Source organism: Zooshikella ganghwensis, from assembly GCF_018263875.1.
GTDB lineage: Bacteria > Pseudomonadota > Gammaproteobacteria > Pseudomonadales > Zooshikellaceae > Zooshikella > Zooshikella ganghwensis.
Map to the genome: position 1 here is coordinate 134545 of NZ_JAEVHG010000001.1, position 26432 is coordinate 160976.

General features: G+C 42.7%; 23 protein-coding genes. 19 read left to right on the plus strand and 4 right to left on the minus strand.

From position 1 onward, the window contains the following. The first annotated feature begins 224 nt into the window (after nt 1–224). The 19 genes from mraZ (at nt 225) to KHS79_RS00655 (ending at nt 23415) form a co-directional block, all read left to right on the plus strand. A complete protein-coding gene (gene mraZ, locus KHS79_RS00565; RefSeq protein ID WP_027706435.1) occupies nt 225–680 on the plus strand; it encodes a division/cell wall cluster transcriptional repressor MraZ in 456 nt (151 codons plus the stop codon). Next, nucleotides 655–1629, plus strand: a complete 975-nt coding sequence (rsmH, locus tag KHS79_RS00570; RefSeq protein WP_407704207.1) for a 16S rRNA (cytosine(1402)-N(4))-methyltransferase RsmH — start codon at nt 655–657, stop codon at nt 1627–1629. The genes mraZ and rsmH overlap by 26 nt, the downstream gene beginning before the upstream one ends. Nucleotides 1630–1652: 23 nt before the next feature. Further along, nucleotides 1653–1946 (plus strand): cell division protein FtsL, encoded by a 294-nt coding sequence (gene ftsL, locus KHS79_RS00575; RefSeq protein ID WP_027706433.1) that lies wholly within the window; start codon nt 1653–1655, stop codon nt 1944–1946. Next, the gene (locus tag KHS79_RS00580) at nt 1943–3667 is read left to right on the plus strand and encodes a peptidoglycan D,D-transpeptidase FtsI family protein (protein ID WP_027706432.1); all 1725 of its coding nucleotides are present in this window, start codon (nt 1943–1945) and stop codon (nt 3665–3667) included. Before ftsL ends, KHS79_RS00580 begins: the two co-directional genes overlap by 4 nt. A gap of 6 nt (nt 3668–3673) precedes the next feature. After that, nucleotides 3674–5179 (plus strand): UDP-N-acetylmuramoyl-L-alanyl-D-glutamate--2,6-diaminopimelate ligase, encoded by a 1506-nt coding sequence (locus KHS79_RS00585; RefSeq protein WP_212715742.1) that lies wholly within the window; start codon nt 3674–3676, stop codon nt 5177–5179. Beyond that, nucleotides 5172–6542: a UDP-N-acetylmuramoyl-tripeptide--D-alanyl-D-alanine ligase gene (locus KHS79_RS00590; RefSeq protein ID WP_212715744.1), complete on the plus strand. Its 1371-nt coding sequence runs from the start codon at nt 5172–5174 to the stop codon at nt 6540–6542. Before KHS79_RS00585 ends, KHS79_RS00590 begins: the two co-directional genes overlap by 8 nt. Before the next feature lie 3 nt (nt 6543–6545). Continuing rightward, nucleotides 6546–7628, plus strand: coding sequence for a phospho-N-acetylmuramoyl-pentapeptide-transferase (gene mraY, locus KHS79_RS00595; protein WP_094788386.1), 1083 nt, complete (start codon nt 6546–6548; stop codon nt 7626–7628). A gap of 7 nt (nt 7629–7635) precedes the next feature. Beyond that, nucleotides 7636–9009: a UDP-N-acetylmuramoyl-L-alanine--D-glutamate ligase gene (gene murD / locus KHS79_RS00600; protein WP_094788385.1), complete on the plus strand. Its 1374-nt coding sequence runs from the start codon at nt 7636–7638 to the stop codon at nt 9007–9009. After that, nucleotides 9002–10180: a putative lipid II flippase FtsW gene (gene ftsW / locus KHS79_RS00605; RefSeq protein ID WP_212715746.1), complete on the plus strand. Its 1179-nt coding sequence runs from the start codon at nt 9002–9004 to the stop codon at nt 10178–10180. Before murD ends, ftsW begins: the two co-directional genes overlap by 8 nt. Further along, complete coding sequence (gene murG / locus KHS79_RS00610) at nt 10173–11258, plus strand: undecaprenyldiphospho-muramoylpentapeptide beta-N-acetylglucosaminyltransferase (protein ID WP_212715748.1); 1086 nt, start codon at nt 10173–10175, stop codon at nt 11256–11258. Before ftsW ends, murG begins: the two co-directional genes overlap by 8 nt. 22 nt (nt 11259–11280) lie before the next feature. Further along, complete coding sequence (gene murC / locus KHS79_RS00615; RefSeq protein ID WP_212716799.1) at nt 11281–12708, plus strand: UDP-N-acetylmuramate--L-alanine ligase; 1428 nt, start codon at nt 11281–11283, stop codon at nt 12706–12708. Nucleotides 12709–12715: 7 nt separating this feature from the next. Continuing rightward, complete coding sequence (locus tag KHS79_RS00620; RefSeq protein WP_212715750.1) at nt 12716–13648, plus strand: D-alanine--D-alanine ligase; 933 nt, start codon at nt 12716–12718, stop codon at nt 13646–13648. A gap of 31 nt (nt 13649–13679) precedes the next feature. Next, on the plus strand, nt 13680–14483 hold the full coding sequence (locus KHS79_RS00625; protein WP_038289367.1) for a cell division protein FtsQ/DivIB: 804 nt from the start codon (nt 13680–13682) through the stop codon (nt 14481–14483). A gap of 59 nt (nt 14484–14542) precedes the next feature. Then, nucleotides 14543–15778 (plus strand): cell division protein FtsA, encoded by a 1236-nt coding sequence (ftsA, locus tag KHS79_RS00630; RefSeq protein WP_027706422.1) that lies wholly within the window; start codon nt 14543–14545, stop codon nt 15776–15778. A gap of 73 nt (nt 15779–15851) precedes the next feature. Next, nucleotides 15852–17018 carry a cell division protein FtsZ gene (ftsZ, locus tag KHS79_RS00635; RefSeq protein WP_027706421.1) on the plus strand — a complete coding sequence of 389 codons (1167 nt, stop codon included), beginning with the start codon at nt 15852–15854 and terminating at the stop codon, nt 17016–17018. 100 nt (nt 17019–17118) lie between these two features. Then, nucleotides 17119–18033 (plus strand): UDP-3-O-acyl-N-acetylglucosamine deacetylase, encoded by a 915-nt coding sequence (lpxC, locus tag KHS79_RS00640; protein ID WP_094789466.1) that lies wholly within the window; start codon nt 17119–17121, stop codon nt 18031–18033. A gap of 518 nt (nt 18034–18551) precedes the next feature. Continuing rightward, nucleotides 18552–19493 (plus strand): M23 family metallopeptidase, encoded by a 942-nt coding sequence (locus KHS79_RS00645; RefSeq protein ID WP_027706419.1) that lies wholly within the window; start codon nt 18552–18554, stop codon nt 19491–19493. 127 nt (nt 19494–19620) lie between these two features. After that, complete coding sequence (gene secA / locus KHS79_RS00650; protein ID WP_212715752.1) at nt 19621–22320, plus strand: preprotein translocase subunit SecA; 2700 nt, start codon at nt 19621–19623, stop codon at nt 22318–22320. Nucleotides 22321–22461: 141 nt separating this feature from the next. Beyond that, complete coding sequence (locus tag KHS79_RS00655; RefSeq protein WP_212715754.1) at nt 22462–23415, plus strand: Nudix family hydrolase; 954 nt, start codon at nt 22462–22464, stop codon at nt 23413–23415. Here KHS79_RS00655 and yacG read toward each other — a convergent pair. The 4 genes from yacG to KHS79_RS00675 form a co-directional block, all read right to left on the minus strand. Then, nucleotides 23403–23639 (minus strand): DNA gyrase inhibitor YacG, encoded by a 237-nt coding sequence (gene yacG, locus KHS79_RS00660; protein ID WP_212715756.1) that lies wholly within the window; start codon nt 23637–23639, stop codon nt 23403–23405. The genes KHS79_RS00655 and yacG overlap by 13 nt on opposite strands. Then, nucleotides 23636–24232, minus strand: coding sequence for a dephospho-CoA kinase (gene coaE, locus KHS79_RS00665; RefSeq protein WP_038289361.1), 597 nt, complete (start codon nt 24230–24232; stop codon nt 23636–23638). Before coaE ends, yacG begins: the two co-directional genes overlap by 4 nt. Nucleotides 24233–24234: 2 nt before the next feature. Beyond that, on the minus strand, nt 24235–25107 hold the full coding sequence (locus tag KHS79_RS00670) for a prepilin peptidase (RefSeq protein ID WP_212715758.1): 873 nt from the start codon (nt 25105–25107) through the stop codon (nt 24235–24237). A 97-nt stretch (nt 25108–25204) separates the two neighbouring features. Beyond that, the gene (locus tag KHS79_RS00675; protein ID WP_212715760.1) at nt 25205–26422 is read right to left on the minus strand and encodes a type II secretion system F family protein; all 1218 of its coding nucleotides are present in this window, start codon (nt 26420–26422) and stop codon (nt 25205–25207) included. Nucleotides 26423–26432: the final 10 nt, after the last annotated feature.

Genomic DNA, 26432 nt, shown 5'->3' on the forward strand with positions numbered 1-26432 from the left:
AATAATTGCGTTAACTCGCTGAATCCTCTTGATAAATATATTTGGTACCTGGTTATGTAATAACCCGTATCTGCGCATTTTTGTCAACTCCGTCACATTTTGTTGGGGGTTGGCACTTTGGGTTGCCTTGACGGAACTCAGGGCCATTCCTATAGTGTCTGAAAGTGGTACAAAGTGGGTGAAAGTGGATTTTTTTGGGGTAAAAGTGGCGAGAGTGTATAGTTGTGTTCCGCGGAGTCAATGCAATCAGTCTGGATGCCAAGGGGCGGCTTGCTATCCCAAGTCGTTACCGAGAAGTACTAAGTTCCCATTGCAATGGTTCTTTAGTCGCCACGATTGATACAGAAGAACCTTGCCTGTTGATCTACCCCATTGATGAGTGGGAGGAAATCCAGGCAAAAATTGAGGCGTTACCAAGCTTCAACCCTGTAGCTAGACGGATACAGCGGTTGCTGATAGGGCATGCCACTGATTTAGAAATTGATGGGAGTGGTAGGGTGTTAATCCCGCCATTGCTAAGAGATTATGCTGGCCTCGAGAAGAAAGTGATCCTCTTGGGTCAGGGCAAAAAATTTGAACTTTGGAGTGAACTGCGCTGGAGCGAGCGTCGCGATGCCTACCTGGCGGAAGCCAGTCAAGGAAGTGAAATGCCAGATGAGCTGCAGTCCTTGTCGTTGTAGTGAGCTTATGACTGAAGAACTAAAACACACCACTGTGTTGTTGGATGAAGCTGTACAGCAGCTAAATATTGTCGCTGATGGTATTTACATTGATGGCACATTTGGGCGTGGTGGACATAGCCGGAAGATTCTGTCTCAGTTGGGGGCTGAGGGGAAGCTACTGGTTATTGATAAAGATCCTACAGCAATCGCCATTGCTAATCAGTTAGCACAGGAGGATTCAAGAGTAAGTGTTGTCCATGGTTCATTTGCACAGTTAATGGAGTGGGTGAAACAGCATCACTGGCTGGGGCGGGTAGATGGTATTTTACTGGACTTGGGGGTGTCCTCCCCCCAGCTTGATGATGCTCAACGCGGGTTTAGTTTCCTTCAAGATGGCCCGCTGGATATGCGAATGAATCCTGACCATGGAGTGAGTGCAGCAGACTGGATAGCAAGAGCAGATGAGCGAGATATTGCGATAGTTTTGAAAGAGTATGGTGAAGAGCGTTTTGCTCGGCGAATTGCAAATGCCATTGTGCGTGCCCGAGAGGAGGCAGCTATCACTACGACAAAACAGTTAGCAGCGATCGTAGCGCAGGCTAACCCTTCGTGGGAAAAGCATAAGCATCCTGCGACGCGATCCTTTCAGGCAATTCGCATTTTTGTGAACAGAGAGCTGGATGATTTGCAGCAAGGATTAGATGATGCGCTCCAGTGTTTACACGTCAATGGTCGACTGGTTGTTATTAGCTTCCACTCACTTGAAGATCGCATCGTAAAACGCTTTATCAGAAAGCATGAAAAAGGGACTGAGTATCCACCGGGTGTACCCGTGACCGTTGATATGGTCAGTAGTTCTCAGCGCCTCCGAGGTGAAAGGAAACCTGTTCGTCCAAGTGAAGTAGAAGTTAAGCAAAACCCCCGCGCTAGAAGTTCAATTATGCGGGTGGCCACTAAATTGCGTTAGCGTCAATTAGTAAGAGGGTCCCTATGACTCATGTAGTAGCGCAGCTGAAGCATAAGCAAGTTGTGGTGTTTTTGATACTGATGGTGATGATGGTTATCTCCTCAGTAGCCATTACTTATGTAGCGCACATGAATCGTCGTGCATTTAATGATCTGCAGCGCCAGCTTGTTGTGAAAAATGCTGCACAAGTTGAGTGGGGGCAATTGCTTTTACAGCATAGCACTCTTACTACACCCAAGCGTGTTGAAAGGATTGCAACAGAGAAGCTGGAGATGGAAACACCAAATCCTGATCAGATAAAAATGGTAGTGCCATGAGTAAGGTCAAGCAGACAGGGCCTTATATTTGGCGCTTTCGAGTTGTTGTAACGTGCTTGATGCTGGTTATGGGCGTCATTACCTGGCGTATTATTGATTTGCATGTCATAAATCGCCAGTTTTTGCAGGATCAAGGTGATAAACGAACAGTTCGCTATACCGAGATAGCGGCAACGCGGGGCATTATTTTTGATCGAAACGGTGAGCCCCTTGCTGTTAGCACACCTGTTAAGTCTTTTTGGGGAAATCCAAAAGAACTTGTAGAACACAAAGCACGCTGGCCAGAGCTGGCAGATACATTAGGTATTAAGCGTAAAACCTTAGCCAAGCGAATTTTACGCAGTGCCGATAAAGAATTTATTTATCTACGTCGTCACTTAACGCCCAAACAGGGTGACAAGGTAACCGCACTGGATATTCCAGGTGTTTACGTCATGGATGAGTTTCGTCGCTATTATCCTGCCAGTGAAGTGGCTGCACATCTCATAGGTTTCACCAACATTGATGGCCAAGGGCAAGAAGGCATCGAGCTGGCTTACAGTGAGTGGCTTGATGGTAAGCCAGGTAAGGTGCGCTTGCTGAAGGATCGTCGTGGTCGCCTTATTGAGCAGGCGCAATCGATTAAAAGTGCGGAACCAGGTAAGGAGTTAATGCTGAGCATTGATATGCGCATTCAATACTATGCCTATCGAGCTCTTCAAGATGCGGTTAAAGAAAACGAAGCAGATAGTGGTTCAGTTGTCGTATTGGATGTTACAACAGGTGAAGTATTGGCAATGGTCAATAACCCGTCTTTTAACCCCAATAACCGAAAGGGGGTGAAAGTTTCTGCATTACGAAATCGTGCGGTAACTGATGTGTTTGAGCCTGGCTCTACCATGAAAGCCTTTACTGTTGCTGCTGCGTTAGAAACAGGCAAATACACGCCTGATACCAAAATCGATGTGCGCCCTGGCTATATCATGGTTGGTCGTAAAGCAGTTAAAGATCACCGAAATTATGGCGTCATCGATTTAACTACTGTGTTGACCAAATCAAGCAATGTGGGAACAACCAAAATTGCTCAAGATATTGGTGTTGAACAGTTATGGTCACTGCTTAGTCGAGTTGGGCTTGGTGAGCCAACAGGGGTTGGTTTTCCTGGTGAGCGAAGTGGTAGTTTGCCTGTCCACACTAAGTGGCGCCCAGTGGAAATTGCCACCTTGTCTTATGGGTATGGTCTTTCCACCACGCCACTGCAAGTAGCCCAAGCCTATATGGTACTTGCTTCTGGCGGTATTAAGCGTCCTGTATCTTTATTAAAGGTAGATGACCCCGCCAGTGTCGATGCACAACAAATTTTACCTAAGAAAGTAGCCAAGCAAGTGGTCCGAATGCTAACCACCGTTATTGAACAGGGGGGTACAGGCACACGTGCCAAAGTGGATAGCTATTCAGTGGCGGGCAAAACGGGCACAGTACATAAAGTCGGTGCTCATGGTTATGAAGAAAAAAAATATATGTCGATTTTTGCGGGTATGGCCCCAGCCACAAATCCGCGCGTGGTTACAGTCGTGATGATTGATAATCCTAAGGCTGGAAAATACTACGGTGGTGCAGTTGCGGCCCCAATTTTTTCGAATGTGACAGCAGGAGCTTTAAGAATGTTAGGTGTTCCACCAGACAATATGCCTACTGTCGCCAAACAAGAAGCAAAACCTGGGATTAAAAATAAGTCGTAAAAGTATATGAATACGCAGCAAGTAGATCAAAAAACATGGTTGTTACAGGCACTGCTCTCAGGTTTTGATGTGGTTGTTGATGTGCATTTAACCATCACGGGTATTGCATTAGATAGCCGGCAAGTTGAGCCTGGGGACTTGTTTATTGCGTTGCCGGGTTCTCGGGTGAATGGTCATCAGTTTATCACTCAAGCTGTTGAACGAGGTGCTGTTGCCGTATTAGCTGAGGCAAATAGCGTACTGGCAGAAACACAGCATGACTATGCTATTCCTGTGTTTTTGATGCAGAATTTAAGTACTCAAGTAGGAAGTATTATTAGTCGTTATTTTCATAACCCTAGCGAACATATTCAAGTAATTGGCGTTACTGGCACGAATGGTAAAACATCAACTTCTCATTTTATTGCCCAGTTGTTTAGTGCTTTAAATATATCTGCAGGTGTCATGGGAACGTTAGGCTACGGCATGCTTGATGCGTTAAATGCTAGTTTAAATACCACGCCTAGTAGTTTAGTTATTCAGTCTCACCTTACAGAACTAGTGCAAAAAAGAGTTGCGTATTTAGCGATGGAGGCTTCTTCCCATGGAGTAGAACAAGGTCGGCTTATGGGTTGTAAGTTTGAAACCATGATTTTTACGAATCTCAGTCGGGATCACTTGGATTTTCATGGCACGATGGAAGCTTATGCGCAAAGCAAGGCTAAGCTATTTGCCTGGCCAGAGCTTAAACATGCCATTATTAATTTGGATGATGATTACGCAGCTTTTATTAAACACTCTGTAGCTGAAACCACAGAGCAAATTACCTACAGTCTAAGTAATGCTTCTGCTGATGTTTATGCAAGTCAGATTCAGTATTTACCTCATGGTATCCAGTGTTTGTTGCATACGCCATGGGGTAGCGTTTTAGCCAATATTCCACTGTTAGGTCACTTTAGTTTGCAAAATGTGTTAGCCGCAGTTGCTGCACTAGCCTGTCATGGGCAGCCAGTTGAGCGAATTGTGGATGCATTATCAGCGCTCAAAACAGTTCCTGGTCGAATGGAGTATTTTGGTGAAGAAAACCAGCCAACAGTTGTTGTTGATTATGCGCATACGCCTGATGCACTTACACATTTATTGAAAGCTGTTCGCTTGCACTCTCGGGGTAAAGTGGTGTGTGTTTTTGGCTGTGGTGGTGACCGCGACTCAGGAAAACGTCCTTTAATGGCTGAAGCGGTTGCTCAGTGCGCTGATGAATGTGTGGTGACCAGTGATAACCCTCGAACAGAAGACCCTAGTGCGATCATCAACGATATCATGCCTGGTTTTAAACATGCTCAGCTTCAGGTTCACGTCGAAGTTGACCGAGCTAAAGCTATACAAGAGGCCATCTTAGCGGCGAGGCCAGATGATATTGTTGTTGTAGCAGGTAAAGGTCATGAAGATTATCAAGAGGTTAATGGTCAGCGCTACCCCTACAGTGATCTTGTGCAAGTAGCAAAAGTATTGAAGGAGTATGCTTATGATTAAGCGCTTGCACTTATCAGATGTTACCTCCGCATTAAATGCCGATTTGCATGGTCAAGATATTGAAATAGGCAATATCGTTACTGATACCCGGCAGTTGCAACCTGGTGACTTGTTTATTGCGTTGCAAGGACCCAATTTTAATGGCAATCACTTTGTCGCTGCTGCTTATGAAAAAGGGGCTAGTGCTGCGATCGTCAGTGAAGTGCAAGAAAATGTGCCTATCCCCCAGTTATGTGTAAAAGATACTCTTCAGGCGCTGGGTAAATTAGCGGCATTAAACCGTCAGTATTACTCTGGAAAGCTGGTAGCGGTTACTGGTAATAGCGGAAAAACCACCGTTAAAGAAATGCTCACTGCCATTATGCATAAGCAAGGGAGTGTGCTGGCTACCAAGGGTAATTTAAATAATGCAATTGGTGCTCCATTAACACTTTTGCAGCTTACTGCAGAGCATCAGTTTGCTGTGATTGAGCTTGGCGCAAGTGAGGTTGGAGAAATTGCTTACACAGCAAGTTTAGCCCAGCCTGACGTTAGCATTATTACTAATGTGACGCGTGCGCATTTAGGTGGATTTGGGTCTGTTGAAAAAATAGCTCAAGCAAAAGCAGAAATTTTACACGCCTTGCCAGCTAATGGTGTTGCTGTTCTCAATAAAAATGATGTGTTTTTTGATTATTGGCAAGATCAAGCTTCATCATGCCATATTTTGTCATTTGCACTTGATGATTGTGCTGCAGACCTTGAGGCAACAGCCATTGAGCCTTTGCCTAATGGCGGTATGTGCTTTAACTTGCGCTATCAAGCACAAGTATTTCCTGTTGAGCTCAAACTGGGAGGTAAGCATCAAGTTGCCAATGCATTAGCCGCTATTGCAGGAGCCATCGCTTTAGGGGGAGCTATTCCCGTGGCTATAAATGCTTTGGCTGAGGTTGAGCCAGTTCAAGGTCGGGGCAACAAGCTGCCAGGAAAAATGGGCGCAGTACTCATTGATGACTCTTATAATGCAAACCCAGGTTCTGTAAAGGCGGCAATTGATTTACTTTCACTGCAGCCTGGGGAGCGTGTATTGGTGCTAGGTGATTTAGCTGAGCTGGGCCAAGACGCTGAAGCAATTCATGCAGAATTAGGTGATTATGCTCGAAAAATGGGCATAAACCATTTGTTAACGGTTGGGCCTTTAAGCCAACATACGGTCGCTCGTTTTGGCGAATGTGGGCATGGCTATACGAATAAACAAAATCTTATAGATGAGCTGCAAGCACTTTTAACTAATCAAACCACTGTTTTGGTTAAAGGTTCTCGCAGTGCAAAAATGGAAGATGTTGTTATGGCCTGTTTGGATAGGAATTATGGGAGTAATTAATAAATGCTGTTGTGGTTGGCGGAATTTCTAGCGCAGTATGAAAGCAGTTTTACCGTTTTTCAGTATTTAACATTTAGGGCCATTTTAGGGGTGTTAACATCGTTGGGGTTAGCGCTTTGGTTGGGACCAAAATTGATTAAACAACTGACACATTATCAAATTGGCCAGGCTGTCAGGGATGATGGACCTCAGTCGCATTTGAGCAAGGCTGGAACGCCAACAATGGGTGGCGCATTAATCCTTGTGGCAATTGCTATTAGTACATTGTTATGGGCTGATCTGAGTAATCGTTATGTATGGGTAGTATTAGGCGTTACGCTGATTTTTGGCGCTGTTGGTTGGGTTGATGATTACCGAAAAGTGATTGAAAAAAATTCGCGAGGACTGCCAGCCCGTTGGAAATATTTTTGGCAGTCAGTTGGAGGGCTTGGTGCAGCAGTTTTTTTATTTAAAACAGCGCCTTCACCTGCAGAAATTGAGTTGATCGTGCCATTTTTTAAAGAAGTGGTTTTGGATATAGGCATTTTTTATATCGTACTGACGTATTTTGTTATTGTGGGTAGTAGCAATGCCGTGAACCTGACCGATGGTTTGGATGGGCTGGCAATTATGCCCACAGTTATGGTTGGAAGTGCTTTAGGTATCTTTGCTTATTTAAGTGGCCATATTGGTTTTGCCGATTATTTGCATATTCCTTATATCGCAGGTGCAGGAGAGCTTGTTGTATTTTGTGCTGCCTTAGTGGGTGCTGGATTAGGTTTTTTATGGTTTAACACTTACCCAGCACAGGTGTTTATGGGGGATGTTGGTGCACTTTCGCTAGGGGCTGCACTTGGCGTTATTGCGGTAATTGTCCGGCAGGAAATTGTGTTATTTATTATGGGTGGTGTGTTTGTTATGGAAACAGTTTCCGTCATTTTACAGGTAGGTTCCTATAAGTTGACGGGACGACGTATTTTTAGAATGGCACCCTTGCATCACCATTTTGAATTAAAAGGTTGGCCAGAGCCTCGTGTTATTGTTCGTTTTTGGATTATCACATTGATTTTAGTATTAATTGGTTTAGCTACCTTGAAACTGCGGTAATAAGAGCATGGAAAAACAACAGGGCTTAATTGCTTCTGATCAACTTCGTGTCATTATTGGTTTAGGTAAAACCGGGTTGGCGTGTGCTCGTTTTTTACAGCAGCAACGTATTAATTTTATTGTTGTTGATAGCAGAGAGTCGCCACCAGAGTTAGCTGTTTTTAGAGCCGAGTTTCCTTTAGTGCAAGTATATCTTGGTGGAATTCCAGAAGAAGTGCTATCTCGGGCTGCAGAACTCATTGTGAGTCCGGGTGTACCTCTCACTGAACCAGCGATTGCGAATGCTAAAGCAAAAGGTGTTCGAGTTATTGGTGATATTGAGTTATTTGGTTATTACTGCGATAGACCTGTTATTGCGATAACAGGTTCTAATGGAAAAAGTACAGTCACCACAATGGTTGGCGACATGTGTAAGGCAGCAGGTTTGAAAACAGGTGTGGGTGGTAATTTAGGTATACCTGCGTTATCACTTTTGGACCGAGGTTTCGATATTTTTGTATTGGAATTATCTAGTTTTCAGTTAGAAACGGTTGATACATTTGCGCCCACTGTAAGCACTATTTTAAATATCAGTCCAGATCATATGGATCGTTATCCGTCACTGATGGCTTATCATCAAGCAAAGCAAAAAATTTATCGTAATTGTAAAGCTGCCGTGAGTAATAAAGATGATGCTTTAACTCAACCACTACTGCCACAGCAAATACCTCATGTAATGTTTACTTTGCGTGAGCCAGATTTAAAAGAGTTTGGTGTTATTGAAGATGATACGGATGGAGGAACATTTTTAGTTAAGGGACAAGATCGGTTACTGAGTACACGTGAGTTAAAAGTGGTTGGGCTTCATAACTATGCGAATGCACTTGCAGCGTTGGCGTTAGGTTATCAAGCGGGTTTACCGGTAGAGGCTATGTGTTCTGCTTTAAGAACGTATAAAGGACTTCCGCATCGTTGTGAGTGGGTTGCCGAGAAAAATCAGGTTACTTTTATTAATGATTCAAAAGCGACTAACGTGGGGGCGGCATCTGCGGCATTGGACGGTATTGGCTCTGAAATAGCAGGGAAAATAATTCTCATTGCTGGTGGTGATGGTAAAAATGCAGATTTTGATATTTTAGGTGATTTATTCAATCAATATTGTCGTTATCTAGTGGCTATAGGGCGAGATGCTAAACCATTGTTAGCCGTGGGGCGTTCAGCAGGAGTTCCTGGCGAAGAGCATGACACATTACAAAGTGCAGTCAGTAAGGCGGCTGAAATGGCTCAGCCTGGAGATGTTGTTTTATTATCGCCTGCCTGTGCCAGCTTAGATATGTTTGCAAATTATGAAGCACGTGGTAATGAATTTTGTCAGTGGGTCAAGGAGTTAGTGAATGACTAAATCCTGGTGGCCTTGGATATCAAAAAATAATGTCACTATGACGTATGATTTACCATTAGTTGTAGTGTCAATTATGTTGATTGCCACGGGGTTGGTGATGGTGACGTCCGCCTCAACGGAAATAGCCTTTAGCCAGTATGATGATGTTTTTTATTTTTGTATCCGGCAACTGCTTTATTTAAGTGTCAGTTTAGTGGTGGTACTAACGGTTTTAATGGTGCCAATGAGCTGGTGGGAAAGCAAAGGCTGGTTATTGTTTTTATGCTCACTATTGATGTTGTCTGCGGTGTTATTGGTGGGGCGTGAGATTAATGGAAGTAAGCGCTGGGTGAGCCTGGGCATTGCAAATTTTCAACCTTCTGAATTAGCAAAAGTATTCATCATTATTTATTTGGCAGGTTATTTAGTGCGGCGTCAGGAAGAGGTTCGACAACGTTGGTCAGGTTTTTTAAAGCCGATGTGTTTATTGGCCTTAGTTGTTTTTTTACTGCTATTAGAGCCAGATTTTGGCGCGGCTGTGGTGCTGATTAGTGCAGTTGTGGGCATGTTATTTTTAGCAGGGGTGAAACTGTTTTACTTTATTCTGCTGATAATGGCCTGTGGTGGTGCTGTTGCTTTAATGGCATTTTCGCAAGCCTACCGCTTACAGCGACTAACAACCTATATCGACCCTTGGGCACATCAGTTTGATAGTGGTTACCAGTTAACTCAGGCATTAATTGCGTTTGGGCGAGGAGAATGGTTTGGCGTTGGGCTAGGTAATAGTATTCAGAAACTGTTTTATTTACCGGAAGCCCATACTGACTTTGTATTTGCTGTGTTAGCAGAAGAGTTTGGTTTAATTGGGGCACTATTTGTCGTATTTATGCTGGTTTTTGTTGCCTGGCGAGCTTTGTGTATTGGAGTAGAAGCTGAGCGTGAAAATAGTTTGTTTTCTGCTTATATCGCTTATGGATTAGGCTTGCTTCTTGGTATGCAGGCATTAATAAATATTGGCGTAAATACAGGACTACTGCCTACTAAAGGGTTAACACTGCCATTATTGAGCTATGGCGGTAGTAGTTTATTGGTGAGTTGTATGGCTGTTACATTGTTGTTGCGTATTGATTTTGAAACACGAAGGCTTAGAGCTTCTGTTAAAACTAAAAGCAGGAGTAAACGCCGTGAGTGAACAAAAAACATTTGTGATTATGGCTGGGGGTACAGGTGGGCATATATTTCCTGCGTTAGCAACAGCACGACAATTATTAGCCGAGGGACATAGTGTTCACTGGTTTGGTACGCCCAACAGTATGGAAGCTGATTTGATTACAAAAGAAGAAATCCCCATGACATTAATTAATGTTGGGGGACTTCGCGGCAAAGGTGTCCAGCGTTGGGTTAAAGCACCACTCATGATAACCAAAGCAGTTTGTATGGCGAAACACCATTTAAAACGCTTGAAGCCACATTGTGTTGTGGGTATGGGGGGGTATGTTGCCGGGCCAGGTGGGGTGGCAGCTAAGTTACTTGGTATACCACTGGTTATCCATGAGCAAAATGCCATTGCTGGATTTACTAATCGTTTACTCTCACGAATTGCTACACGTGTACTTGAGGCATTTCCTGGTACGTTTGCAAGTTTGCGTAAAGTTTATTGTACAGGTAATCCCGTAAGAAAAAATATTGTTCCTCAGGAAAAAATACATGAAACAGAGTCTAATGAGCGTCCTTTTAGACTGCTGGTGTTAGGTGGGAGTTTGGGGGCTGTTGCTATAAATGAAGTAGTGCCATCTACTATTGCAGAACTACAACAAAAGCAGTCTATTGAAATCTGGCACCAGACAGGCAAAAGAAACTTAACGCAAACTCAGGCACTGTATAACCAGTATGGTGTGAAAGGTAAAATTGAGGCATTTATTGAAGATATGGGGGCTGCTTATCAGTGGGCGGATCTTGTTATTTGTCGCGCAGGGGCGTTAACTATTGCTGAGGTGGCAAATGCTGGTGTGCCTTCAATTCTAGTACCTTTTCCCTATGCTGTTGATGATCATCAGACTAAAAATGCACATTATTTAGTAAGTCATGGTGCCGCAGAGTTGGTTATGCAGCAAGCATTTACTCAAGATCATGTGCAATTATTATTAACGCAATTAATGACTAATAAAGAGCGTTTGACTCAAATGGCCACTGCTGCCCGTTCGTTAGCCAGGCCGGATGCGACAAATGAAGTGGTAGGGCATTGCTTGGAGGTTGTAAAAGGTGGCTAGTACGTTAAATAAACCAGTACCCATGTTCGCTATTCCAGAAATGCGTCGAATAAAGCGTATTCATTTTGTTGGAATTGGCGGTGTTGGTATGTGTGGCATTGCTGAAGTTTTACTTAATCAGGGCTATGAAATTGCTGGCTCAGATATTAAGTCGTCAGCAACGGTTGAGCATTTACAACAGTTAGGTGTTGATATAGCGATTGGCCATCACCAAAAAAATATTATCAATGCCGATGTTGTTGTTGTTTCCAGTGCTGTAGCTGCAAGTAATCCTGAGGTGATTGCAGCAAAAGAAGCTCGTATTCCAATCGTACCTCGGGCTGAAATGCTAGCAGAATTAATGCGTTATCGGCATGGAATTGCAGTGGCTGGAACACATGGAAAAACCACCACAACGAGTTTAATTTCATCAGTACTTGCAGAGGGCGGGCTTGATCCTACTTTTGTCATTGGGGGTAAATTGAATTCTGCAGGCACTAATGCTCAGTTAGGTGCAAGCCGATACCTGGTTGCAGAAGCTGATGAGTCAGATGCTTCGTTTTTGCATTTGCAACCAATGATTGCGGTCGTCACCAATATTGATGCAGACCACATGTCTACCTATGAAGGTGACTTTGAAAAACTAAAGAAAACATTTGTCGACTTTTTGCATAACCTGCCTTTTTATGGATTAGCAGTATTATGTACGGATGACCCTGTTGTGCAGGAAATACTACCATTGGTTAAACGACCAACTATTACCTATGGTTGTACTGAGGAGGCAGATTACCAGGCTGTCAACATAAGCCAGGTTGGGCAAAAAACAAGTTTTACTGCAGTGTGCCCATCAGGTAAGTCACTGGATATTTGTCTCAACATGCCTGGTAGACATAATGTATTAAATGCCCTTGCAACCATTGCAATTGCACAGGATGAAGGCATTGCTGATGAAGATATTTGTCATGCGCTGATGCAATTTCAAGGCGTGGGTAGACGCTTTCAGATATATGGCAATTACCCTGTGGCTGATGGTGAAGTTATGCTGGTTGATGATTATGGCCATCATCCGCGAGAAGTATTAGCAACGATTAAAGCAATACGAAATGGTTGGCCAGAAAAGCGTTTAGTGATGATTTATCAACCTCATCGCTTTTCTCGAACACGTGACTTATATGAGGACTTTGTTGACGTTTTATCTGAAGTTGATGTTTTGCTCTTAATGGAGGTTTATGCCGCAGGAGAAAAAGCAATTCCTGGGGCTGATAGTAGAAGCTTATGTCGAAGTATTCGTCAACGGGGAAAAGTAGAGCCAATTTATGTTAAACAGCGAGACGATATTGCCTCTATTTTAGATGATGTTTTGTTATCTGGTGATATTGTTATAACACAAGGCGCGGGTGATATTGGTGGTCTTGCGAGTGAATTAGCACAGCACAATTTATTCGTTGGGCAAATAAAAAACAGAGAGTAATGTGGCGATGATAGATGTTGCAAAAGCAGTGATCACACCTGAAGAAGCTGGCCGTATTGTTGTGCTTTATGGCGGGCATACAGCTGAGCGGGAGATTTCATTACTCACTGGGCAAGCAATTTATAATGCATTGGTTCAACAAGGGTTCGATGCTTTTTTATTGGATGTAGACGAAAAAAATCTACGTCAGCAATTATCTCAGCAGACATTTGACAGGGCATTTATCGCCTTGCATGGTCGCTTTGGAGAAGATGGTACCATCCAGGGGTTGCTGGAAATGTTTAATATCCCCTATACAGGTTCAGGGGTATTAGCCAGTGCTCTTGCTATGGATAAGTTTCGATCAAAATTAGTCTGGCAGGGATTGGGCTTGCCAACACCACCTTATCAATTATTTCGAAAAGGTGAGTCACAATCTTTAACAATTGATTTGCCGTGTATTTTAAAGCCTGTGCATGAAGGCTCTAGTGTTGGCATGACAAAAGTAAAAAGTTGTGAAGAGTTGCAGAGTGCACTTAAAAAAGCCTATCAGTTTGATGAGCAGGTATTAGCGGAAACCTGGGTAACAGGACGAGAGTTTACCGTTACGATTTTGCATGGTGAGGCATTGCCTGCCATTGAGTTAAAAACACCACGAGAGTTTTATGACTATGAGGCAAAATATACTACAAACGATACTCAGTATATTTGCCCATGTGAGCTTGAAAATGAGCAGCGTAAGCAGCTGACAAAGCTTGCACTTGAAGCATTTTCTGCTCTGGGTTGTGAAGGTTGGGGGCGTGTCGACATTATGCAAGATGAAGCGAACAATTTTTGGTTATTGGAGGTCAATACAATACCAGGCATGACAACACACAGTTTGGTTCCTAAAACAGCTAAAGTGGCGGGAATCGATTTTAACCAACTGGTGATGTCTATTTTAGCGACTTCCAAAAGTTGATTATTTGCCAAACAGTTTGGGTAAAGCGATAATGCTTGACGTGTATGGTTACAGTGATGTCAATGTGAGAGGTAGACGAAAAAAAACGCGTGGAGCAAGCCGCAATACTTCGAATAAAAAAGGAAGCCGTGCGTTCGTTTTTTATCTAAAAATCGTCGGGAAACTATTGGCATTATGCGGTATTATTTTTATAGGGGGGTATACTTGGCCTTACATTGAAAAAAAAGTAAATCAACCTATAGCTAGAGTAAAGGTGCAAGGTAAATTTGCTGCATTAAAAGAGCAGCATGTTCAGCAGACAATAGAACCTTTTCTTGAGCAACGTTTTTTTAGTTTAAAGATAAAAAAGCTACAGATAGCATTAGAGCAGCTGCCATGGGTTGAAACTGTCGTTATACGGCGACTCTGGCCTGACCAGCTTGCTGTCCATATAATTGAGCAAATACCTGTAGCACGATGGAATCAACGTTCTTTATTAAACGCTAATGGAGAAAGTTTTACCCCAGATGATGTTAGTGGGTTTGAAGGGTTACCACATTTGGTAGGACCTAAAGGTACTCAATTAGAAATGATGAAGCAATACCATTCTATCAGTCAACAGTTGAGGCCTATAAAACTAAACATTGTATCACTACAACAAAGTGAACGGGGTAGTTGGACGTTAAAAGTAAATGGGTTAAAGATTTTGCTGGGGAGAGATGATCTTTTAGAAAAAATGCAACGTTTTGCGCTGATTTATAAAGCGGAGTTGCAAACGCAAAAGCAACGAATTAAATCTGTTGATGTTCGTTACTCAAATGGTGTTGCAGTTGCTTGGCGAGAACAACGTGGTTAAACGTCGTATTTAATGAATATGAAAGTATGAAAATAGTTGGCGTAAGAAGGTCTGATTGAATGGCTGCTGCAACTGGCGGAAAAATGATTGTGGGACTAGACATTGGCACTTCCAAAGTAGTGGCCATTGTTGGTGAGCTTAATGATGAAGGCTCACTGGAGATAATTGGTATTGGCGCACATCCTTCTCGTGGTCTTAAAAAGGGAGTGGTGGTTAATATTGAGTCTACCGTTCAGTCCATCCAGCGTGCTATTGAAGAGGCAGAATTAATGGCTGGCTGCCAGATCCACTCTGTGTATGCAGGTATCGCGGGTAGTCACATTCGTAGCCTTAACTCTCACGGTATTGTAGCTATTCGTGATAGAGAAGTGACGACTGCAGATATTGCGCGGGTTATTGATGCTGCACAGGCGGTAGCCATTCCTGCAGACCAAAAAATACTGCATATATTACCTCAGGAGTATGTTGTTGATACTCAAGAAGGTGTGAAAGAACCGTTAGGAATGTCTGGGGTGCGTCTGGAAGCTAAGGTGCATCTGGTGACATGTGCAGTAAATTCAGCACAAAACATCGAGAAGTGTGTTCGACGCTGTGGTTTGGATGTAGAAGACATAATCCTTGAACAATTGGCATCTAGCTATGCCGTTTTGACTGATGATGAAAAAGAGCTTGGTGTGTGTTTGGTTGATATCGGTGGGGGCACGACAGATATTGCCATTTTTACTGAGGGTTCTATTCGACACACTGCGGTTATTCCTATTGCGGGTGATCAGGTTACAAATGATATTGCTATGGCCCTAAGAACCCCAACTCAGCATGCTGAAGAAATCAAAATTAAGTATGCCTGTGCATTAACACAGTTGGCTGGCGCTGAAGAAATGATAAAAGTGCCAAGTGTGGGTGATAGGCCACCAAGGGACTTATCTCGTCAAGCGTTGGCAGAGGTAGTAGAGCCTCGCTATGATGAGCTGTTTACGCTAGTCCAAGCAGAGTTGCGCCGTAGTGGTTTTGAAGACCTTGTTGCTGCGGGCATTGTTTTAACAGGAGGAACCGCAAAAATGGAAGGGGCCGTTGAGTTGGCAGAAGAAATATTTCATATGCCAGTTCGACTGGGTGTTCCACAAAATGTGAAAGGTTTGGCTGATGTTGTACAGAACCCGATCTATTCAACAGGTGTCGGATTATTAATGTATGGCATTAAACATCAAAAGGAAGGCCAGTTAAGTGTGCCTATTCGGGAATCACAAGAAGGGATCCTCATGCGGGTTAAACAGTGGTTTCAGGGTAACTTTTGATAATGACGAGAACCTGGGGTGTGGACTACAACCTTACGCAAAACAGATGTGAAGCGATAGAAAGGAGAGGGTTATGTTTGAGTTAGTCGATAATGTACCGCAAAACGCGGTCATTAAAGTCATCGGCGTCGGTGGCGGAGGTGGCAACGCTGTTAACCACATGTTAAGTAAGCATGTGGATGGGGTGGATTTTATCTGTGCAAACACAGATGCCCAAGCATTAAAGCATTTACATGCAAAGACATTATTACAGTTAGGTACTGCTATTACCAAAGGGCTGGGGGCTGGAGCTAATCCTGATGTTGGCCGTGATGCAGCTATTGAAGACAGAGACCGCATTGCTGAAGTGCTTTCTGGTGCTGATATGGTCTTTATTACAGCTGGCATGGGTGGTGGAACAGGAACAGGTGCTGCACCTATAGTTGCACAAGTTGCTAGAGAGCTTGGAATTCTGACAGTAGCCGTTGTTACTAAGCCATTCCCTTTCGAAGGCAAGAAGCGTATGGCTATTGCCAATGAAGGGATGATTGAGTTGGCAGATAATGTTGACTCACTGATTACGATTCCTAATGAAAAACTACTGCCAGTGCTTGGTAAAGATGCCAGTTTACTTTCAGCATTTAGTGCAGCAAATGATGTATTACTGGGAGCTGTGCAAGGTATTGCAGACTTAATTATACGCCCAGGTATGATTAATGTTGACTTTGCAGATGTACGTACCGTCATGTCTGAAATGGGAATGGCTATGATGGGAACGGGTTCTGCAACAGGGTCTAATCGAGCCGTTGAAGCTGCAGAAGCAGCAATTCGTAGCCCATTGCTGGAAGATGTCAATTTACATGGGGCTCGAGGAATTTTGGTAAATATTACAGCAGGTCTCGATCTTTCTTTGGGTGAGTTCTCAGAAGTGGGTAATACTGTAGAGCAGTTTGCATCCGAAAATGCTACCGTAGTAGTCGGTACTGTGATAGACCCCGATATGTCTGATGAGTTACGAGTCACTGTAGTGGCTACAGGCTTAGGTGAGAATGTAAGTTCAGAAAAGCCAGTTAAAGTTGTAGATAATACGAAAAGTGACGGTACGTTAGACTACAATAAACTGGATAAGCCTACGGTCATGCGTAAGCAAGCTGCTGCAGAAAGTTCATCAACAAAGGCTGTCAAGCCTGACGCAGCTCGTAACTCGGATAATATGGATTACTTAGATATTCCTGCTTTTTTAAGAAGACAAGCAGATTAGCCTGGCGTTGTTCGCGAAAAGTTGGTGATAAAGAACAACTTTGGTACAATCGCCGGCTCTGTGTAACTCTATGCAGGATTTTGACAAAGCGGCGTTAATTATGATCAGACAAAGAACGTTAAAAAATATAATCCGAGCAACAGGTGTCGGCCTTCATTCTGGAGAGAAAGTCTATTTAACATTAAAACCTGCACCGGTTGACACAGGAATTGTTTTTTGTCGCACTGACTTAGATCCTGTGGTGGAAATTTCAGCAAAAGCAAAGAATGTTGGTGATACTACACTGTGCACTTCTTTGATAAACAGTGATGGAATTCGTGTAGACACTGTTGAGCATCTTCTTTCTGCTATGGCTGGATTAGGCATCGATAATGCCTATGTTGAAGTGAGTGCTCATGAAGTTCCTATAATGGATGGCAGCGCTGGACCATTTGTATTTCTGTTACAATCTGCAGGAATCATGGAACAGAATGCACCCAAAAAATTCATTAGAATCAAACGTGAAGTTACCATTAAAGATAATGACAAAGTAGCAACTTTTTTGCCGTTCGATGGCTTTAAAGTAACTTATGAGATTGACTTTGATCATCCGGTATTTCGGAGTAGAACTCAGAAAGCCAGTATAGATTTTTCGAGTACTTCTTTTGTGAAAGAAGTAGCAAGAGCCCGTACTTTTGGGTTTATGCGTGATATTGAGTATCTTCGATCTAAGAATCTTATTCTTGGTGGCAGTGTTGATAATGCAATTGTGGTTGATGATTATCGTATTCTTAACGAAGATGGTCTGCGCTACGAAGATGAATTTGTTAAACACAAAATGCTTGATGCAATTGGTGATTTATATCTTCTTGGCTATAGCCTTATTGGAGAATTTCGTGCGTATAAATCAGGTCACGCATTAAACAATCAAGTATTGAGAAAGCTCATTTCTCAGCAAGATGCTTGGGAAATGGTGACTTTTGATGACCCATCGACAGCTCCCATATCTTATATGCGTCCAGTAGCTGCTGTGTAATCCCTTAAATAACATTTATTATTGTTTGTTAGGTGAATTTACGTATTTTGATGCGGTTAATACTGGGTGTAGGGACAACTTAAAACAGTGGTTGCAAGGTTATACTCGAAATTTTCGAATTATTCACAGACTCGCCTTAGAATTTTTGCACCAAAAACAGGATTCAAGTATTTTGGTAACTAGGTTTTAAAGTAGTTAAAGCGCTCTTGTATGTTGAGTGTTTATGTTGGGTTAAAGTGTTTTCATAAGCGAGTCCTCAAAAGTAAATTAACAGTAAATTCTGTATTTCTTTCAGGTCAATAGTTGAATGAATTGCAGTCAGATGTTAAATTCGTCAGCTAAACTGTTACTTTATGTATAGTTTTTAGCTACATTACGTATGAAAACAACTATACTTAGTTTTCAATTATTGGAAAGTGGTCAAATTAAGGGAGCTAGAAAATACGGCAGGTTTTTACTTAGTCGTTAATAGGATTGATACTTTAGACCGCTAAGATCCAGGTAGAACGCAAAACATAATGAATATTATCGTCGTTAGGCGCAGCCATGGACAGTCGAAAACGGTCAATGTGCGGTTTTCAACGATTCTTGTTGCCAGTATTCTGTTTTTAGCATCGTTAGTGGTGCTTAGTGCATGGATAACTTATTGTGTCATGCAAATGGGCTCACAAGTTGTCGTAACAGCTAAAACAGCAAAACAGTGGCAGCATCAAATTGCGCTGCAGAAACAAGAAATAGAACACTTAAAAAAGCAGGCTAATGTTCAGCTTGACTCATTAGCCTTGCGAGTGTCAGAACTGCAAAGCCGTATAGTTAGGCTGGATGCTTTAGGTGAGCGTCTAACGACTATGGCCCAGCTTAATGATGGTGAGTTTGACTTTTCAGAGCCTCCCGCTGTGGGTGGTCCCTCCTCTCAGGATATAGATCAAGCCTATACTGCTCCTGACTTTATTGAGTTAATGGATCAATTAATTGGTAAAATTGAAAGCCGTGAAACTCAACTAGAAATTCTCGAAGACCTACTGGCAAACAGAAAGCTTTCAGAAGAATTTTTGGTAAAAGGTGTACCCGTTCTTAAAGGCTTTATCTCCTCTCGTTTTGGCTATCGTACGGATCCTATTACGGGGCGCCGGTCATTTCATGGCGGAATCGACTTTGCTGCAAAGCATGGTGAAAATGTACTTGCTGTAGCTTCTGGCGTAGTCACCTTTTCTGGCCGCAAGAATGGGTATGGAAATGTGGTGGAAGTTAACCATGGAGCAGGCTTAGTTACACTTTATGCTCATAACAGTGCGCTATTGGTTGATGTTGGAGACATCATTGAGAAAGGTCAGTCCATAGCGCTTGTTGGAAGTACTGGTCGATCTACAGGCCCTCACGTTCATTTTGAAGTGTTTAAAGGTGGGCGCAGGGTTAACCCCTCTGGCTACATAGATAGAAATATGCTGACCAGAAAGTGAGCTATTTAGCTCACTGTTAGTGCTGAGTTTCGAATAGTGTAGATTTAGCGGTAACATTACCCTTTTATTATCTCTATGGAATCCCCACCTTGGGAATGTGTCCAACCTTTTTATATAGCTGAGCATTATGTTAGCCCCCTTAGTCCGAAAAGTTTTTGGTAGTAAAAATGATCGCCAATTGCGGCGTATGAGAAAAATTGTCAAAGCGATTAATGCCCAGGAGGAGGGCTTACAGAAGCTGTCTGATGAGCAGCTGCAGCAAAAAACTGTAGAGTTTAAGCAGCGTATAGAGCAAGGCGAATCACTCGATAAGTTATTACCTGAAGCATTTTCGGTAGTGCGTGAAGCAAGTAAGCGCGTTATGGGAATGCGTCACTTCGATGTGCAGATGATTGGTGGAATTACACTGCATGAGGGTAATATTGCTGAAATGCGTACAGGTGAGGGTAAGACACTAGTTGCTACATTACCCGCTTACTTAAATGCGCTTTCAGGTAAAGGCGTTCATGTTGTCACTGTAAATGAATATCTTGCTCGTCGTGATGCTAGCTGGATGCAACCGCTTTATGAGTTCTTGGGACTTTCTGTGGGGGCAGTGGTTCCAGGTCAAACACCTGAGGAAAAGCGTGCAGCATATCAATCGGATATAACATATGGCACCAACAATGAGTTTGGTTTTGACTATCTTCGTGACAATATGGCATTCAGTATTGAAGATAAGTTTCAGCGGGGACTTAATTTTGCCATTGTTGATGAAGTTGACTCCATTCTAATTGATGAGGCAAGAACACCTCTGATTATTTCTGGGGCAGCAGAGGAAAGTTCTGAGCTGTATATTGCGATTAATAAATTAGCACCAAAGTTGACACGACAGGAAGAGGCTATCGAAGGTCATTTCACGCTTGATGAAAAAACACGTCAAGTTGAGTTGACAGAGCAGGGACACCAGTATGTGGAGGAGTTATTAGTTCAAGCTAAGTTGCTAGAAGAAGGTGATAACCTCTATGCTGCTCAAAACCTCAACTTACTACACCATGTGTATGCTGCATTAAAGTCTCATACAATCTTTCATAAAAATGTCGACTATATTGTGCAAGATGGTCAGGTGTTGCTTGTTGATGAACACACTGGTCGTACAATGCCTGGTCGACGCCTTTCAGAAGGCTTGCACCAGGCTCTAGAAGCAAAAGAAAACTTACATGTTCAAAGTGAAAGTCAAACATTAGCTTCTACAACTTTTCAGAATTATTTCCGCTTATATCAAACACTATCAGGTATGACAGGGACTGCAGATACAGAAGCTTTCGAGTTTCGGCAGATCTACGGTTTAGATGTTATTGTTATTCCTACACATAAACCAATGATTCGTAAAGATCATAACGATCTGGTGTATTTGACGATTGAAGAAAAATACAGTGCGATTATTGCTGATATCACAGAGTGTGTTGCCAATAAAAGACCTGTTTTGGTGGGCACAGCATCAATTGAGTCGTCTGAAAAAGTCTCTCAAGCATTAACCAAAGCAAAGATCCCTCATGAAGTGCTTAATGCTAAGTTTCATGCTCGGGAGGCTGAAATTATTGCCCAGGCTGGTAAGCCAGGTGCGGTAACCATTGCAACCAATATGGCTGGGCGTGGTACGGATATTATGCTTGGAGGAAACTGGGAGGCAGAAGTTGCCCAGTTAGAGGACCCTTCTGAGCAGGAGATAGAAAAAGTTAAAGCAGAGTGGCAGGAGCGCCATAAACAGGTATTGGAAGCTGGTGGTTTGCATATTATAGCTACCGAGCGTCATGAATCTCGCCGGATAGATAACCAGCTTAGAGGTCGCTCAGGTCGTCAAGGTGATCCAGGTTCTTCTCGCTTTTACCTTTCTCTTGAAGACAATTTAATGCGGATCTTTGCATCAGATCGTGTTAAAGGCTTTATGAAAGCTCTGGGAATGGAAAAAGGTGAAGCCATAGAACATCGAATGGTAACAAATGCTATCGAAAAGGCGCAGCGCAAGGTAGAAGGTCGAAACTTTGATATTCGTAAAGCTCTGTTGAAATATGATGATGTAGCCAATGAGCAGCGTCGCTATATTTACGGTTTAAGAGATAGAGTTCTTGAGGTTGATGATGTAACAGAAATCATTGATGAGTATCGCCATGAGGTTTTAACTTCGGTAGTAGATCAGTTTATCCCTCCCCAAAGCTTAATTGAACAGTGGGATGTTAAAGGTCTAGAAGAGCACTTGACATCTGAGTTCAATGTCAAGCTCCCTATACAGCAATGGTTAGATGAAGATAAAAAACTTCATGAAGAGCCTCTGCGTCAAAAAATTGCGCAAACCTTGATTGATGAGTATAAAGCTAAGGAAGAATTAACAGGATCAGAAGTGTTGCGTATGTTTGAGAAGCAGATGCTACTTCGGGTCTTAGATGATAAGTGGAAAGAGCATTTGTCAACAATGGATTTCTTGCGTCAAGGAATTCACTTAAGGGGTTATGCACAGAAGAACCCTGAGCAAGAATATAAAAGAGAAGCTTTTGAGCTGTTTAAGCAAATGTTGCAAGATATTGCTCATGAAACCATTAAAATCCTGACACATGTGCAAGTACGTCAGGATGATAATACAGAAGAGGTTGAGCGTCAGCGTCGAGAAGCAATGGCCCAACGTATGCGTTATGAACACGAACAAGGTGGAGCATTAGCTGAAGCCGGCGTTGAGGATATTGAGTCTAATAAGCCTTATACCCGTGAAGGAAAGAAAGTAGGTCGTAATTCACCTTGCCCATGCGGGTCGGGTAAAAAGTACAAACAGTGTCATGGTAGATTGGGTTAGTTGACCAAAACATAAAAAAAGGCGACATTATGTCGCCTTTTTTTATGTTTTACTTTTGTTCAATAAACTGAGGTTTGGGAGAGAATGAGGATAACTGGCTTATTAAGAATAAGTTTGGGTTAATGGGGAGTGCAAAACTTAATGGTTAGCAAGTCTGTTCATGTAGCTGTTGCTGTCATTGTTAATGCATCAGGTGAAGTGCTCATTGCCAAGCGTGCTTCTCATCAACATCAAGGAGATAAATGGGAGTTTCCTGGTGGTAAAGTTGAAGCTGGTGAAGATGTTACTAAAGCATTGATAAGAGAGTGTCAGGAAGAATTAAATATTATTGTTAAACCTTCTAGAAGGTTGATAGTAATTAAACATGATTATGGTGATAAGTCTGTTATGCTCGATGTGTGGTATGTAAACCACCTATCGGGAGAACCTGTTGGGTTAGAAGGGCAACCAATTCAGTGGGTAGCGAAAGAAGCACTTTGGTCCTATACATTTCCTGCCGCTAATAAGCCAATTATACGTGCTATTCAACTACCTTCGGAATATGTCATTACAGGAGACTTTACTGACCAAAATGAATTGTTTAGTGAAGTAAAAAGACTAATAGGTGAGGGATATTGTCTCATTCAGTTTCGAGCCCCCCAGCTTAGCGAACAGAATTATTTAGCGATTGCCTCAGAGTTACTGGTTTTTTGTGAAGCCGCGGGATGCCAGTTAATACTAAAAGGCTCTCCCCAGTCTATTTATCAACTGGGAGGTAACGGATTACATTTAACTGCACAACAGTTAAAACAGGTTTCTATGGCTGATATTGAGCCATTCAAACAGTCAGGTTATTTACTTGCCGCATCATGCCATAATGAAGAAGAGCTTAAGCGAGCAGAGATCCTTGGTGTTGATCTAGTTACGTTATCCCCTGTGACTCATACACCAAGCCACCCTGATGTTATCCCTTTGTCAAAGGATGAGTGCGAAATGTTAACGCTACAAGCCACTATGCCTGTGTTCTGGCTAGGTGGTATGACCCAGGAGCAGCTTTCTTTGGCTTGGTCACGAGGTGCTCAGGGTATAGCCAGTATTCGCGCTTATTGGCAATGATTAGAGAATAGTGGGTGAACGTTACTCAGGTCACCTGTAGTATCCTCCATTTGCTCAGATAAGGTATCTGCATAGACAGGGCTACCAGGAATTTTATGCTCCTCGGCGGCCCAACATCCCAGATCAATCAGTTTACAACGGTCGCTGCAAAATGGGCGGTTAGGATTACTCGTCTTCCATTCCATGGATTTGTGGCATGTTGGACAGTTGACCTTGAGCGTCATGGTTTCACCTTTGATAAGTAGGTTTGATGAAGACTCGCTAACTTTGTATAAAGCTGTTCTAGATTGCCACTATTATCAATAATATCGTCCGCCATCGCTAGCCGTTTATTCCGAGGAAGTTGAGTAGCGATAATGGCTTTAACCTGATTAGGGTCATGGTGATCTCGTTCGCAAACGCGCTCAATTTGAGCACTTTCGTCAGCATCAATAACAAGCACTCGATCTACTAGCTTCTGTTGTCCTGTCTCTAACAGTAAAGGAGAAACCATTATGGCGTAGGGGGAAGACGCACTGTGTAAGTTGTCTAGCATTTTCTGATTAATAAGTGGGTGAAGAAGCTGCTCTAGCCATTGTCGCTCTTGTTTATCTTGGAAAATAATTTCTCTTAGTTTTCGACGGTTTAAACTGCTATCGATGTTTAGGATAGAGCTACCAAAATGCTCAACAATTTGACAAAGAACGGGAGAGTCCTTTTCAACTAACGCTCGACTAACCTGATCTGCATCCTCAATGTGAATGCCTTGTCGCTTGAAAAAATCGGTGGCAGCACTTTTACCACTGCCAATTCCACCAGTAAGACCCACAATAAACATTATTAAAAGCCTGCTAGCTGAAAATACTGTTGTACAATTGTTTCGCCCCAAAAAAGTGCTACAGCCCCTGCACCGGCTAGATAAGGGCCAAAAGGAATAGGAACTTGATGGTCGTGACCTTTAAAAAGAATAAGTAGTCCGCCCACAATAGCACCGATCAGTGATGACATTAGGATAATTAAGGGTAACATTTTCCAACCAAGCCAGGCACCAAGCATCGCAAGTAGCTTGAAATCTCCATAGCCCATGCCCTCTTTTTGGGTGAGAAGTTTGAAAAGCCAATAAACGCTCCATAAGGTTAAATAGCCAGCAATAACTCCCCATAGTGCTTGATCAATGGTGGTAAATAGTTGCCAATGAAAGTTGGCCAGTAGACCTACCCAGAGCAAAGGTAAAGTAATAGCATCTGGGAGAATTTGATGGTCAAAGTCTATCATTGTTAAAGTCAAAAGTGCCCATAGTAGCAAGCAAGCAGCAAGGGTGTTTAATGAAAAACCAAAGTACCAGCCACTTAACAAGGCAAGTAAACCTGCTAAAAGCTCGATTAGTGGATAACGGATACTTATTGATGTACTACATTTAGCGCACTTTCCTTTAAGCAATAAGTAGCTTAATACAGGAATATTTTGCCAGGGTTTTATGGGGGTTTTGCATGATGGGCAGTGAGAGTGAGGTACAATTAAGTTAAACGTTTCTTGATTGCTTTCATGGGATAGCTTGAGTAGGTCACGACACTCACACTCATATAAACGTTGCAGCATAATGGGATAGCGTAAAATTACAACGTTTAGAAAACTACCTACGATTAATCCAACAATTAACAAAGTAATTAAGAGCGCTGTTGGGCTAAAAGCTAAATATTCAAGAATGCTCATTTATTTTCCTACAGGAGCAAGTGAGGCTTATCAACAGGAAAAAGGGCAGCTTAGCTGCCCTTGGTAATTAAAACAGTTAGTTTATAAAAAATGGGGATTAGACGACAGAGCCTAGCTGGAATATGGGCAGGTACATGGCGACAATAAGCCCACCAATAAGCACCCCTAGCACAGACATAATTAATGGCTCCATCAGGCTGGTTAAGCCGTCCACTGCATTATCCACTTCTTCTTCATAATAGCTGGCGACTTTATCCAGCATTTCATCTAATGCTCCTGATTCTTCACCAATGGAGACCATTTGCACTGCCATATTGCTGAAAATAGCCGTATTTTTCATGGCAAATTGAAGCTGCATACCAGATGAAACATCCTCTTTAATTTGCTTTGTTGCATCATAAAACACCACATTACCTGCAGCCCCAGCAACAGAGTCTAAAGCATCAACTAAAGGTACACCGGCGGCAAAAGTGGTAGAAAGTGTTCGTGCAAAGCGGGCCATGGCTGACTTGTGCAAAATATCACCCATAATGGGAAGCTTTAGGACCATTCTATCTCTTGCGTCCCTAAGTCCTTTATTTTTTTCTAATGCCTTACTCGTAATTAAGACAAAGGCAATTATACCAATAAGAATATAGTACCAGTAGGCTTGCATAAACTCTGACATGCCTATCACCATGAGGGTAAAGGCGGGTAAGTCTGCACCAAAGCCCTGAAATACCTCCTGGAACTGAGGAACTACTTTAACAAGTAATATAGCGGTGACTATGATTGCAATGACAACAACAGCAATAGGGTAGCGAATGGCTTTCTTAACCTTCATCTTGAGAGACTCGGTTTTTTCCTTATAGGTTGCTATCCTTGCTAACAGTGACTCAAGGCTACCCGATTGCTCCCCTGATGCGACTAAGTTACAGTATAAATCATCAAAATACTTAGGATGTTTCCTGAGTGAGTCTGCCAGCGTATTCCCGCCTGCCACTTCATTTTTTATATTATTGAGTAAGTCTCTTAAGTTGGGGTTTTCTGCACCTTCTGCCGTAATTTCAAAGGACTGAATCAAGGGAACACCTGCACGCAACATTGTGGCGAGTTGTCGAGTAAAAACAGCGATATCTAAAGGCTTGATGCTTTTGCCTTTGCCGCCAATCGTCATCCCTTTTTTTCGTACTTTAGTAGGGACGATGCCTTGTTTTCGTAACTCGGCTTTAACGGTGGCTAAATTGGCACCCTGTATTTCGCCTTTAGTCTTACGACCTTTTTTATCTTTTCCTTCCCAAGTAAAGGAAGCTACTTTTACTGCTTTGGTTGCCATGATGATCTGT